Origin of the sequence: Streptomyces aurantiacus, assembly GCF_001418335.1 — a bacterium.
GTDB classification, from domain to species: domain Bacteria; phylum Actinomycetota; class Actinomycetes; order Streptomycetales; family Streptomycetaceae; genus Streptomyces; species Streptomyces aurantiacus.
Window position 1 is genome coordinate 1 of sequence record NZ_LIPP01000326.1, and the last position, 13,068, is coordinate 13,068.

The following is a 13,068-nucleotide window of genomic DNA, read 5'->3' on the forward strand; positions in this document are numbered from 1 at the left end:
CACGCCGAGAGCACGCACCGGACGCCGCTCCTTCACCCACGGAGATCCATCAGAAGGGCCCTAGGGGCTTTCGTTTGGATCAGCGGGCGGACCACAGGAAGATGCCCGCGATGTGGAGTCCGGCCAGGTAGATCGTGGCTGTCTTCTCGTAGTGGGTGGCGATGCCGCGCCACTGCTTGAGGCGGTTGATGCACCGCTCGACGGTGTTGCGCTGCTTGCAAGCCGCGCGGTCGAAGGCCGGTGGCCTGCCGCCCTGGCTGCCTCGACGCAGCCGGTGACGTTGCTGGTCGGCCGGGACCGGAATCACCGCCCGGATGCCGCGCCTGTGCAAGTGGCTGCGGATCGCGCGTCAGGAATAGTCCTTGTCCGCCAGCACCACGTCCGGCCTGGTGCGAGGGCGCCCGCGCTACCGGGGAACACGCAGGCGGGCCATGACGTCGGTGAACGCCGGTGCTTCGCCTGCTTGTTCGGCGGTGAGAACGAACGCGAGAGGGCGGCAGCAGGCATCGGCAGCCAGATGGACCTTGGCCGTCAGCCCACCACGTGACCGGCCGATGGGGTGGTCGCCGGGCTCACCGGCCAGGGCCCGTTTTCGCGGCCCCGGCCGCATACTGGTGAGCTCGCAGTGGAGTCCAGCGAGACGGCCCAGTCGAGGTCCTCATCGGCGTCGGCCTGTGCCATCAGCGCAGTGAACACCCGCCCCCAGGTGTCGTCGACGGCCCACATCCGCAGCCGGTTTCAGACGCCGCGCCAGTTGCCGTACTTCTCCGGCACGTGGACCCACTGCGTTCCGGTCTGGAACTTGAAGGCGATCACGTCAATCACCTCACGATGATCCCGCCACCGGCCATCCCGCTTCCGCGTGCGATCCGGGAGTAACGGCTCGATCCGCGCCCACTGCGCATCAGCCAACGGCACACCCAGACCAACGACCGACTGATTCAAACGAAATTGCCTAGTGCTGCGCCTGCGACACCGCAGCACCTTCCCGCGCAGGCACGAAGGCAACGCCCGGCTCTGGGACCTCACCACCGGCCGCCGCACCTTCACGGTCTCCTACCCGAGCCTGTCCCCGTCGTGATGGTTCAGGAGCTCCCGGTACCGCCCGGGCAGCCGCGCGCGATTGCCGGGTCGTGAAGGCGGCAGACGGCGGCGGGCGGGCCGAGCGGCCGGGGCTGCTCGGTCTGCCCGCCCTGCCGGTCTCAGTCCCCCGCCACGCGAATGATCGTGCGGCCGGGGACACGCTCGCGTGAGGCGAAGGCGTCGGGGGCCTCGGTCAGTGGGCGTACTGCGCCGACGCGTACCCGCAGCCGGCCGTCCCGCACGCGCTGGGTCAGGTCGGCGAGGCGGGCGCGGTCGGGTTCGACCACGAAGAAGACGGCTCGACCGTCGGCGGGACGCACGGTGGGCTGGTGGGCGATGCTGACGAGGGTGCCACCGGGTCGTACGAGGGCGGCCGAGCGGTCGAGGGCGTCGCCGCCGATGACGTCGAACACGACGTCGACCTGGCCCGCCTCCTCCCACTTGTCGGCTTCCAGGTCCAGGAACGTGTGCGCGCCCAGTTCGAGGACCGTGTCCCGGTCGGCGGCCCGGCCCGTGCCGACCACGCGGGCGCCCACCTCGTGCGCGAGCTGGACGGCGATCGAGCCGACGCCGCCGACGCCGCCGGCGGCGCCGTGGATCAGGACGGTCTGGCCGGTGGTGAGGCGGGCGTGGTCGAACAGGCCACGTGGAGCCACGTGGAGCCACGTGGAGCCACGTGGCTCCATGAGGTACCAGGGCGCCCTAGTACTGTCCGCCACGACAGATCCGTCACGTACGCGGGCCCGTCACGTACGCGGGCCCGTCACGTACGCGGGTCCGTCACGTACGCGGGTCCGTCACGTACGCGGGTCCGTGGTGTGCACGGGTCCGTTCACATCCAGGGAGACCGTCATGGCGCCGCCGCTCGACGACATGGGAACCCCCGTGCACCTCCCCCGCCCACCACGGCGCCTGGTGTCCCTCGTGCCGTCCCTGACGGAAGCGATCGCTCACAGCCGACCCGGCCTGCTCGTCGGGGCGACCGACTGGTGCACCCACCCCGGCGGCCTCGACGTGACACGGGTACGAGGCACGAAGAACCCGGACCGCAAGGCGGTCGCAGGCCTACGGCCGGACCTCGTGATCGCGAACAAGGAGGAGAACCGCGAACTCGACGTCGCCCGTCTGCGCGCCGCGGGGGTGCCGGTGTGGGTGACCGTGATCGAAACCCTCCCCCAGGCCCTGACCTCGCTCCGGCGGATGTTCACCGAGGCCCTGGGAGGCCCGGCCCCCGACTGGCTCGACGTGGCACGGACACTGTGGGCCGGCCCCCTCCCCGACGTCGCCGCCACCGTGGCGGTGCCGATCTGGCGAGACCCCTGGATGGTGGTCGGGAGGTCCACCTTCACCGGCGACCTGCTGCGCCGGGCCGGTCTCGCCAACGCGTTCGCCTCGCATCCCGACCGCTACCCGCACATGGCACTGGAGCGGATCGACCGGCCGGACGTGGACCTCGTACTCCTGCCGGACGAGCCGTACGCGTTCAGCGTGCACGACGGCCCCGAGGTGTTCCACCGCGCCCCGACCCGACTGGTGAGCGGCCGGCTGATCACCTGGTACGGCCCGTCACTGCTGCAGGCACACGCCGTGCTGCGGGAACTCGCGGGGACGCGCTGAGCCCTGGGGGCGAGCCGTTTTCCCCCTGCCCCTTGCCTGCCCCTTGCTGCGCTTCTTGCCCGTTGCTGTGCTTCCCCTCACATCACCCCCCGGAAAAATACTAGGACGTCCTACTATCTTTACGTCAGTACTCTTCCGAACTCTTCCGACGTGCTTGGGGATGGCCCTCCATGAGTGATCTGCACCGACCAGTGCACCCTGTCCGTCTGGTCACCGCCTCGGCCCTGTTCGACGGACACGACGCGTCGATCAACATCATGCGGCGGATCTTCCAGTCCCAGGGCGCCGAGGTGATCCATCTCGGGCACAACCGGTCGGTGCAGGAAGTCGTGGACGCGGCACTGGAGGAAGACGTCCATGGCGTGGCGGTCTCGTCCTACCAGGGCGGACATGTGGAGTATTTCGAGTACCTGGTCGAATCCCTGCGCCGGCAGGGAGCGGACCACATCCGTGTGGTCGGGGGCGGCGGCGGCGTGATCGTGCCCGAGGAGATCACGCGGCTGCGCGCGAGCGGAGTGACCATCTTCTCCCCCGAGGACGGTCAGCGCATGGGCCTGGCCGGGATGGTCAACTCCGTCGTCAAGGACTGCGACTTCGATCTCTGGGACAGCAAGCCGGCGGACGCGGCCGCCCTGCTCGCCGGCGACCGGTTCGCGATCGCCCGCGCCATCACCGGTGCCGAACTGGGCAAGCTGCCCACGGAACTGCTGCGACAGGTACGTTCCGCCGCTGCGGAGCGGGTCACGCCGACCCTGGGCATCACCGGTACCGGCGGCTCCGGGAAGTCCTCGCTGACCGACGAGTTGGTGCGGCGCTTCCACCTCGACCAGCGCGGCAAGTTGCGGATCGCGGTGATCGCGGTCGACCCGACGCGTCGCCGTGGTGGCGGAGCGCTGCTCGGCGACCGGATCCGGATGAACTCCCTCGACGGGGACCAGGTCCTCTTCCGGAGTCTCGCCACCCGGGGCAGTCACGAGTTGCCCGAGCACCTGTCCGACGTCATCGACGTCGTCAAAGCGGCCGGCTTCGACCTGGTGATCGTGGAGACGCCGGGTATCGGCCAGGGGGACGCGGCGATCGTGCCGTTCGTCGACTCCTCGCTGTATGTGATGACACCGGAGTTCGGCGCGGCCTCGCAGCTGGAGAAGATCGACATGCTCGACTTCGCCGACGTGGTCGCCATCAACAAGTTCGAACGGCGCGGCGCGAAGGACGCGATGCGCGACGTGGGCCGCCAACTGGTGCGCAACCGTGAGGCGTTCGGCCGCAGGCCCGAGGACATGCCGGTGTTCGGCACCTCCGCGGCGACGTTCAACGACGACGGCGTCACCGCTCTGCACCAGCACCTCAAGACCGTCCTGGCCGAGCGCGGACTGCAGGTGTCGTCGCAAGGCGCGCTGCCGCGGGTCGACGTACGCCACTCCTCCGGTATCCGTCAGGTGGTGTCCGCGGACCGGGTGCGCTACCTCGCCGAGATCACCGCGACGGTCCGCTCGTACCACGCCGAGACCGAGCGGCTCGCCGAGGCGGCACGGCGCGTGGAGCGCCTGGACGCGGTCCGGGGTGAACTGCTCGAAGCCGGCTCCGACGCCGCGAACGTGGAGTCGCTGCTCACCCCCGCACGCACGCAGCTCCCGCCCGACGTGACGGAGCAGATCGCGAACTGGCCCGCCGTCGTGGCGTCCTACTCCGGCGACGAGCAGGTCGTGAGGGTCCGGGACAAGGAGATCCGTACCGCACTGACCCGCGAGTCCCTGTCGGGGAACAGGATTCCCCGCGTGGCGCTGCCGCGCTTCACCGACCACGGGGAACTGGTGCGGTTCTGGCGGCGGGAGAACCTGCCCGGCCGCTTCCCGTTCACCGCCGGAGTCTTCCCGTTCAAGCGCGACAACGAGGATCCGGCCCGCATGTTCGCCGGCGAGGGCGACCCGTTCCGCACCAACCAGCGCTTCAAGCTGCTGTCCGAAGGCCAGCCCGCCACCCGGCTGTCCACCGCGTTCGACTCGGTGACCCTCTACGGCCGTGACCCCGACGAGCGTCCCGACATCTACGGCAAGGTCGGAACCTCCGGCGTGTCGGTGGCGACCCTGGACGACATGAAGGCGCTCTACGACGGATTCGACCTGGTCGCGCCGACGACCTCGGTGTCGATGACGATCAACGGCCCGGCACCCACCGTGCTGGCGTTCTTCCTCAACACCGTCATCGACCAGCAGATCGAGCGGTTCCAGGCCGACGAAGGCCGCGACCCCTCCGCCGAGGAGGCGGCCGACCTGCGCGCGCACGCGCTGGCGACCGTACGGGGAACGGTGCAGGCCGACATCCTCAAGGAGGACCAGGGCCAGAACACCTGCCTGTTCTCCACCGAGTTCTCCCTGCGGATGATGGCCGACATCCAGGAGTGGTTCATCACCCACAAGGTCCGCAACTTCTACTCGGTGTCCATCTCCGGCTACCACATCGCCGAAGCCGGTGCGAACCCGATCAGCCAGCTCGCGTTCACCCTCGCCAACGGGTTCACCTACGTCGAGGCCTACCTGGCACGCGGTATGCGCATCGACGACTTCGCACCCAACCTGTCGTTCTTCTTCTCCAACGGCATGGACCCGGAGTACTCGGTCCTCGGCCGGGTCGCCCGCCGGATCTGGGCCGTCGCGATGAAGGACAAGTACGGCGCGAACGAGCGTTCCCAGAAACTGAAGTACCACGTCCAGACCTCCGGGCGCTCCCTGCACGCCCAGGAGATGGACTTCAACGACATCCGCACCACCCTGCAGGCGCTGATCGCCATCTACGACAACGCCAACTCCCTGCACACCAACGCCTACGACGAGGCCGTCACCACCCCGTCCGCGGAGTCGGTACGACGGGCTCTGGCGATCCAGCTCGTCATCAACCGCGAGTGGGGGCTCGCGATGAACGAGAACCCGCTGCAGGGTTCCTTCATCATCGACCAGCTCACCGACCTGGTCGAGCAGGCGGTGCTCGACGAGTTCGACCGGATCAACGAGCGCGGCGGCGTGCTCGGCGCCATGGAGACGGGGTATCAGCGCGGCCGTATCCAGGACGAGTCGATGCTGTACGAGCAGCGCAAGCACGACGGCTCGCTGCCGATCATCGGCGTGAACACCTTCCGCCGGCCCGGTGGCGACACCGAGCCCGGTGAGGTCGAACTCGCCCGCGCCACCCGGACGGAGAAGGAGTCGCAGCTGCGGCGTGTCCGCGACTTCCAGGGCGCGCACGGCGAGGAGGCCGCGCCGGCGCTCACCAGGCTGAAGGAAGCGGCGATCAACGGCGACAACGTCTTCGAGGTCCTCATGGACGCCGCCCGCGTCTGCTCGCTGCGACAGATCACCGAGGCCTTCTTCGAGGTCGGCGGACAGTACCGGAGGAACGTGTGAACAGCGCACTCGCACCTCTCGGGGCACACGCTGTGCGGCCTCGCACGGAGTCGTGAAGAAACCGCTGTGCAACACGGCACGATTCTGAAAGGCTGATCCGCGCGGGTCGAAGACAAATCGAAGACCATGGTGCCCGCGTCGCCGCGTTCCGAGATCGTCCGCCTCGACGAGCCCCGGCAGCGACCCGCCCTCACGCAAAGACGTGAGGTAGCGGGTCGCACTGATTTCTTTGAACATCACCCCAGGCCACTGGGGTGCTTCCGCATGCCCACGCGACGTTCCCCGTCCGTCCGCCCGTCAATTCCTACGAAGGGATCACCTGTGACCGCGGAAGATCTGCCCCTGCAGTTCGCCCGTACGAAGCGTTTCTCCCTCGGTGTGCCGCGCGGCTTCACCGTCTCGCCCGACGGCGACCGCGTGCTGTTCCTGCGCACCGCGAACGGCCGCTCCACGACGAGCCTCCTATGGCTGTACGAGAACGGCGGGGAGCGGCTGCTCGCGGACCCGCTCGCGCTCGGCGACAGCGGCGAGGTCCCGGAGGCCGAGCGGATCCGCCGGGAACGGGCCCGCGAGTCGAGTGCCGGAATCGTCGCGTACGCCACCGACGCCGCCGTCCGCCTGGTCGCGTTCGCCCTCTCGGGCGCCCTGTGGGTCCTGCGCACGGACGAGGGCGCCGCCCCCTGCAGGATCGCCACGGCGGGCCCGGTCGTCGCCCCGTGTCCCAGTCCCGACGGCACACACATCGCCTACGTGAGCGGGGGCGCCCTGCGTGTCGTACGCGCCGACGGCACCGGCGATCGCGTACTGGCCGAGCCGGAGGGCCCGGAGATCACGTACGGCCTCCCGGACCATGTGTCGGCCGAGTCGCTGTACCGTGCGGGGTCCTTCTGGTGGTCGCCGGACGGGGACGCGCTGCTGGTGGTGCGGGTCGACGACTCGCCGGTCCAGCAGTGGTACGTCAACGATCCGACGCACCCCGAGCGTCCCCCGCGCGCGATCCGGTATCCGGCCGCGGGCACGGCCAACGCCCACCTCTCCCTGCACGTCGTGGGCCTCGACGGCGGCCGTGTCGACGTGGCGCTGCCCAAGGAGGCCGCGTCGCATCCGGGCGGGGAGTGGACCGATCCGGCCTTCGAGTACGTCGTGCACGCGGACTGGAGCGGGACCGGGCCCGTCGCCGTCGTACAGACCCGGGACCAGCGTTCGGCGTATCTGCTGGGCGTCGACCCGGCGACCGGGGCGACCTCGACACTGCACCATCTCAAGGACACCGCCTGGCTGGAGTTCGTGCCCGGCACACCTGTCTCCACCGCCGGCACCGGTCTCGTCCTCACCACCCAGGAGGGAACCCGCGGGCTGCTGATGACCGGAACCGGGGTGCGCACACCGGAGGGCGTCTACGTCCACGAGGTGCTCGGGACGGCGGGCGACCGGCTCTACTTCATGGCCTCCGCGGATCCGACCGAGGCGCACGTCTGGTCGTACGGGACGGAGAACGGCTTCGCGCGGCTGACCGACGAGCCGGGTGTGCACCACGCCGCCGTCGGAGGCGGCACCGTCGTCCTGGACAGCCTGACGCTCGACGGGCGGACGGTCACGGTGCTGCGGGACGGCGTGCCGGCCGGGCGGATCCAGGTACTGGCCGAGCGGCCCGTGACCCGGCCCCGCCCGCGCTTCCTGACACTCGGCGAACGCGAACTGCGCACGGCCCTGTACCTGCCGAAGTCGTACGAGCCGGAGCGTGACGCGGGCCGCCTCCCGGTGATCGTGCACTCGTACTCCGGGCCCGGCATGCAGACGGTGGTGCGGGCGGCCATGTGGCACCACTGTGTGAACCAGTGGTTCGCCGACCAGGGTTTCGCGGTGCTGTCGGTCGACGGGCGCGGCACTTCCGGACGCGACCGGGCCTGGGAGACCGCCATCCACGGCGACCAGTTGACGCCGGTGATCGAGGACCAGGCCGACGCCGTACGCGCGGCGGCCGAGCTCTTCCCGGAACTGGACACGGACCGGGTGGCCATCCGCGGCTGGTCCTTCGGCGGTTACCTGGCGGCGGGAGCCGTACTGCACCGGCCCGATGTGTTCCACGCGGCCGTCGCGGGCGCGGCACCGACCGACATGCGGCTGTACGACACGCACTGGAAGGAGCGGTTCCTGGGACACCCGGACGTGCAGCCGGATCACTACGAACGCTGCTCTCTGGTGGCGCACGCCCATAAGCTGACGCGCCCCTTGATGCTTGTCCATGGGATGGCCGACGACAATGTGGCGCCCGCACACATGCTGCGGTTCTCGGCGGCTCTGCTGGCGGCGGGCCGGCCGCACACCGTGCTCCCGCTCGCGGGCGCGACCCATCTGGTGACACAGGAAGGCGTGATAGACACCCTGCTCCGAATGGATCTCGATTTCATCAAGAAGTCGCTCGATCTCCGAACCGCCTGAACCATGCGGATGACGTGCCCGTACCCCTTGTCGGATCGACGCACATCCACGCAAACACACATCCACGCAAACGCACCTCTGTACATGAGCATCTACACATCCGCATCTGCACATCCGTGGAAGGGACCGCCACTATGTCCAGCGAATCGCTCCAGCCTGCGCCGGCGATCTGTCGTCGCACTCTCCTGGCTGCGCTAGGCGGGGTCGGTATCGCCGCCACGCTGACCGCGTGCGGGGCCTCCGACGACAAGTCGTCCGACTCCTCCGACTCCTCCGACTCCTCCGACGCCACGTCCGGCTCCGCCGGTGGCGCGGCCCTGGCCAAGACCACCGACATCCCGGAGGGCGGCGGCAAGGTCTTCGCCGACCAGTCCGTGGTCGTGACACAGCCGACGGCCGGCGAGTTCAAGGCCTACTCGACGGTGTGCCCGCACCAGAAGCAGCGCGTGAACAGCGTGGACAACGGGCTCATCACCTGCCCCGCGCACGGCAGCCAGTTCAGCGTCACGGACGGCAGCGTGAAGAAGGGCCCCGCGACCAGCGGACTGACCGCCGCGAAGATCACCGTGAGCGGGGACTCGATCACGCTCGCCTGACCGGGCGGGACCGTTCGAGGCAGGCCAGCACGTCGTCCGTGGTGGTGATGGTGGCCACCAGGGCGAGCGTGTTGCGGATCATCGCGGGGGTGTAGTCCGGGGGCACGCCCGCGATGGCGTCCCTGGGGACCACGGCGGTGTAGCCGCGGTTGACGGCGTCGAACACCGCGTTGGGTATGGCCACGTTGGCGGAGACGCCGGTCACGACGAGCGTGCGGCAGCCCAGGTTGCGCAGCAGCGCGTCGACGTCGGTGCCCGCGAGGGGCGACAGGCCGTGCAGGCGGCGTACGACGAGGTCCTCCGCGGCGACCTCGACGGGCGGCGCGACGCGGACCGCCGTACTGCCGGCCAGTTGCTGCACCGGCAGGCGTTCGGCCGCGCGGAAGAGCCGGGCGTTGTCGTTCGCGCCGCGGCCGTCCGGGCGGCGCTCGGCGATCGCGTGCATCACCTGTACGCCGCTCTCGTGGGCCGCGGCCACGAGGCGGGCGACGCGGCAGAGCGCTCCCGACGCGCGGGCCTCCCGGGCGAGTTCCGGCAGCGCGCTGTCCGGGCCCACGACTCCCTGCTGGCACTCGACGGTCAGGAGCACCGTGGTCGCGGGATCGAGGAGTTCCCTGAGTTCTTCGTACGACGGCATGGCTTCCCCCTGGGCCGACCGACCGGCAGTGGCGGGCGACGATAGCCACCATTGCGTGCGGACGGAAGACGGCCCATCCTTTTCTGACGCGACGTCAGAGAAGACGAGGAAGCAGAGGGAGCCGCATGGCCGACACTCAGCGCCGGGGACGAAGAATCATGATGACGCCCGCCGAGCTGGACGAGTTCCTGACCGCTCGGCGCACCTGCCGCGTCGCGACCGTCTCCGCGGACGGCGCTCCCCATGTCAGCACCCTCTGGTTCGCCTGGGACGGCAAGTCGCTCTGGCTGTATTCGATCACCCGCAGCAAGCGCTGGGCCGACCTGCGCCGCGATCCGCGGGTGGCCGTGGTCGTCGACGCGGGCGAGGAGTACGGGGAGCTGCGAGGCGTCGAGGTGTCGGGCTCCGTCGAGTTCGTCGGCGAGGCACCGCGTACGGGTGAGCCGCACCCCGAACTGGACGCCGTGGAGCGGTTGTTCGCCCGCAAGAACTTCGGCCTGGAGGAGATGCCGCACGACGGCAGACACGCCTGGCTGCGGCTGACGCCGGAGTCGACGGCTTCCTGGGACTTCCGCAAGCTCGCCTCGCTGTGAGGCAGGCGGAGCGGCCCCCGGTACCGCCGGTGCCGCCCGTCACCCGTGCACCGAGCCCGCCGTCCGCAGCGCGTGCGCCACCGCCCGGATCGACGGGCGGCGGTCGGCGTCCGCCCGCCACACCGCGTACACATGCCGGGTGACCCGGTGCCGCACCGGGACCGTCCGCACGCCCGCGGGCACCGGGCCGCGTCCGAGTCTCGGCGCGACACACACGCCGAGCCCTCCCGCGACCAGCGCGAGCTGCGTGTGGTGCTCCGCCGCGCGGTGGGCGATCACCGGCTCGATCCCCTTGCCGCGCAGGGTGAAAAGCAGCCACTCGTGGCAGAACTCGCCCTCCTCCCAGGCGATCCACTCGTCGTCGGCGAAGTCCTCCAGGGCCACCTCCGAGCGGTCCGCGTGGCGGTGGTCCGCGGGCATCGCCACGTCGATGGGGTCGTCGTGGAGTGAGGCCTTGACCATCCCCTCGGGCATGGGCAACGGCTTGTTGTACCAGTCGAGGACCACCGCCAGGTCGATGTCGCCGCGCAGCACTCCGGCGACCCCTGCCTCCGGCTCCAACTCGCGCGAGCGGACGCGCAGTTGGGGGTGCTCGGTGCGCAGGGCGGACAGGGCGGCGGGGAACAGCCCGCGCGCCGCCGTGGGGAACGCGGACAGCCGCAGCTCCCCCACCACCTGCCCGCGCTGGGCCTCCAGATCGGACTGGGCGAGCTCGACCTGGGACAGGATGCGCGCGGCGTGGTCGGCGAGCAGCCGCCCGGCGTCGGTGAGCCGCACCCCCCGTCCGTTCTTCGCGAGCAGTTGCTGTCCCACCTCCCGCTCCAGCTTGGACATCTGCTGGGAGACCGCCGACGTCGTCACATGCAGCCCGTCGGCCGCGCCACTGACCGAGCCGTGGCGGGCGAGGGCGTCGAGGGTGCGCAGGCGTTCCAGGTTCAACATGTAAGCAATACTACGAGATACCGGGCGGGAAATCTCGCTTGTTCTACGAGATTGTTTCCCTCATCGTGAGACGCATGAGCGCCCCGACCGACCCCCGCACTCCGCCCCGTACCCCTCGCCGCACCGCTCCCGCCGCCTCACCCGACACGTCACGCGACGCCTCACCCGATGCCTCACCCGATGCCTCTTCGGCCTCGCCCGGGGGCGCCGTGTCCCGGCCCCGCCCGGCCCTCGACTGGCGGCTGCGCTTTGGCGCCCTCTCCCTCGTCTGGGGTTTCAGCTTTCTTCTGATCAAGGTGGGCACGGACGGCTACGCACCCTTCCAAGTGACGTTCGGCCGCCTCCTGTTCGGCACGCTGGTGCTCGTCGCCGCGCTGGTCTGGAAGCGTGAGCGGCTGCCGCGCGGGGCGCGCACCTGGGGGCATCTGGCGGTCACGGCCCTTCTTCTCAACGCCCTGCCGTTCTCCCTGTTCGCGTACTCCGAGCTCACGATCCCCTCCACGCTCGCGGGGATCTGCAACTCGACCTCACCCCTGTGGGGCATGGCCCTGTCGATGGTCGCCCTCTCCGAGGACCGGCCCACCCGTCGCCGCGTGGCCGGCCTCGGGATCGGCTTCCTCGGCGTGCTGACGGTGCTCGGCGCCTGGCAGGGCTTCCACGGCCTTGACGCCGCGGGCACCACGATGGCTCTGCTGGCCTCGCTCAGTTACCCGATCGGCTGGATCTACATCCGTCGTACGCTGGCCGGATCCAGCGAGTCCAACCTGTCGTTGACCGGCGCACAGTTGCTGCTCGCGACGGTGCAACTGGCCGTGGTCACGCCGCTTTTCACCTCGGCGCCGACCCACTTCGCGCTCATACCGCTGCTCGCCGTGATCGCGCTGGGCGCCGTCGGCACGGGCTTCGCCATGCTCATCCAGTACGGTCTGGTCGCCGAGGTCGGCCCGACCACCGCCCAGATGGTCACGTACTTCATCCCGGTCATCGCCACCGCCGCGGGCGTCGCGATCCTCGGCGAATCGCTGACCTGGTCGACGCCGGTGGGCGCGGCCGTCGTGCTGGCGGGGGCGGCACTCACCCAGTCCGGGCCCAGGCCCAGATCCTCGGCACGATCCCGGACGCCGGTGCCGGCATCGACGCAGGCCGACGATCAGACGTAACGGCGTGCGGGCGCGGGCCAGACGGCGGTGGCGATCGCGTCCGCCAGCACCCCGGCCTCGGCCGGGTCGAGCGTCGACACGGTGATCCGCAGTCCGGGCGGCGCGTTCGTCCGGAAGCGGGCCCCCGGCGCCACGGCCCAGCCGGAGTGCAGCAGCCGCGCGACGGCCCCGGTCTCGTCCGGGACGGGCACCCACACGTTCATACCGCTGCGCCCGTACGCCTCGATGCCACGCTCCGCGAGCGCGTCGATCAGCGCGTCCCGGCGTCGCCCGTACGTCTGAGCGACGGCCCGGGTGTCCACCGCGTCGCCCGACCACAGCCCCGCCACGGCTCGTTGCAGCAGCCGGCTCACCCAGCCGGGACCCAGCCGCTGCCGCCCCTGGACCCGGTCCATGGTGACGGCGTCGCCGGTGAGCACCGCCAGCCGCAGATCGGGCCCGTACGCCTTGGCGACCGAGCGCAGGAACGCCCAGTGCCGGGTCACACCGGCCAGCGGACACAGGGGCAGGTCGACGATGCGATGCCCGTGGTCGTCCTCGATGAGCAGGGTCTGCGGGTACTCCCCCAGCACGGCACGAAGGGCACGCGCGCGCGTG

Annotated in this window: 10 protein-coding genes and 3 pseudogenes; 7 read left to right on the forward strand and 6 right to left on the reverse strand. The window is 70.4% G+C overall.

The features are described from left to right. Positions 1-79: 79 nt before the first annotated feature. A pseudogene (locus AOK01_RS42005) lies at positions 80-945 on the reverse strand (IS5 family transposase). 13 nt (positions 946-958) lie between these two features. On the opposite strand from AOK01_RS42005, the gene AOK01_RS46245 reads away from it, so the two are divergent. Then, on the forward strand, positions 959-1,081 hold the full coding sequence (locus AOK01_RS46245) for a hypothetical protein (RefSeq protein ID WP_281181470.1): 123 nt from the start codon (positions 959-961) through the stop codon (positions 1,079-1,081). Positions 1,082-1,202: 121 nt separating this feature from the next. Here the strand turns inward: AOK01_RS46245 and AOK01_RS33355 are convergent. Then, a pseudogene (locus AOK01_RS33355) lies at positions 1,203-1,730 on the reverse strand (zinc-binding dehydrogenase); the annotation flags it as partial. A 205-nt stretch (positions 1,731-1,935) separates the two neighbouring features. On the opposite strand from AOK01_RS33355, the gene AOK01_RS33360 reads away from it, so the two are divergent. Beyond that, positions 1,936-2,700 carry a helical backbone metal receptor gene (locus AOK01_RS33360; protein WP_055518305.1) on the forward strand — a complete coding sequence of 255 codons (765 nt, stop codon included), beginning with the start codon at positions 1,936-1,938 and terminating at the stop codon, positions 2,698-2,700. Between the two features lie 170 nt (positions 2,701-2,870). After that, positions 2,871-6,101, forward strand: a complete 3,231-nt coding sequence (icmF, locus tag AOK01_RS33365) for a fused isobutyryl-CoA mutase/GTPase IcmF (RefSeq protein WP_055518307.1) — start codon at positions 2,871-2,873, stop codon at positions 6,099-6,101. A gap of 144 nt (positions 6,102-6,245) precedes the next feature. On the opposite strand, the pseudogene AOK01_RS46690 reads toward icmF, so the two are convergent. After that, positions 6,246-6,338: pseudogene (locus tag AOK01_RS46690) on the reverse strand (HipA family kinase); the annotation flags it as partial. 27 nt (positions 6,339-6,365) lie between these two features. Here AOK01_RS46690 and AOK01_RS33370 point away from each other — a divergent pair. Continuing rightward, the gene (locus tag AOK01_RS33370; RefSeq protein ID WP_079103976.1) at positions 6,366-8,543 is read left to right on the forward strand and encodes a S9 family peptidase; all 2,178 of its coding nucleotides are present in this window, start codon (positions 6,366-6,368) and stop codon (positions 8,541-8,543) included. A gap of 134 nt (positions 8,544-8,677) precedes the next feature. Further along, positions 8,678-9,139: a Rieske (2Fe-2S) protein gene (locus tag AOK01_RS33375; RefSeq protein WP_055518311.1), complete on the forward strand. Its 462-nt coding sequence runs from the start codon at positions 8,678-8,680 to the stop codon at positions 9,137-9,139. On the opposite strand, the gene AOK01_RS33380 is transcribed toward AOK01_RS33375, so the two are convergent. Next, on the reverse strand, positions 9,126-9,776 hold the full coding sequence (locus tag AOK01_RS33380) for a cysteine hydrolase family protein (protein WP_055518313.1): 651 nt from the start codon (positions 9,774-9,776) through the stop codon (positions 9,126-9,128). The genes AOK01_RS33375 and AOK01_RS33380 overlap by 14 nt on opposite strands. A gap of 125 nt (positions 9,777-9,901) precedes the next feature. Here AOK01_RS33380 and AOK01_RS33385 point away from each other — a divergent pair, with 125 nt between their 5' ends. Continuing rightward, a complete protein-coding gene (locus AOK01_RS33385; protein ID WP_055518316.1) occupies positions 9,902-10,369 on the forward strand; it encodes a pyridoxamine 5'-phosphate oxidase family protein in 468 nt (155 codons plus the stop codon). A 39-nt stretch (positions 10,370-10,408) separates the two neighbouring features. On the opposite strand, the gene AOK01_RS33390 is transcribed toward AOK01_RS33385, so the two are convergent. Continuing rightward, positions 10,409-11,311, reverse strand: coding sequence for a LysR family transcriptional regulator (locus tag AOK01_RS33390; RefSeq protein WP_055518318.1), 903 nt, complete (start codon positions 11,309-11,311; stop codon positions 10,409-10,411). A 38-nt stretch (positions 11,312-11,349) separates the two neighbouring features. Between AOK01_RS33390 and AOK01_RS33395 the strand changes: the two genes are divergently transcribed. Further along, positions 11,350-12,471, forward strand: coding sequence for a DMT family transporter (locus AOK01_RS33395; protein WP_342671084.1), 1,122 nt, complete (start codon positions 11,350-11,352; stop codon positions 12,469-12,471). Here AOK01_RS33395 and AOK01_RS33400 read toward each other — a convergent pair. Beyond that, a partial coding sequence (locus AOK01_RS33400; RefSeq protein ID WP_157871587.1) for an aminotransferase class I/II-fold pyridoxal phosphate-dependent enzyme occupies positions 12,462-13,068 on the reverse strand: 607 nt, incomplete at its 5' end. The genes AOK01_RS33395 and AOK01_RS33400 overlap by 10 nt on opposite strands.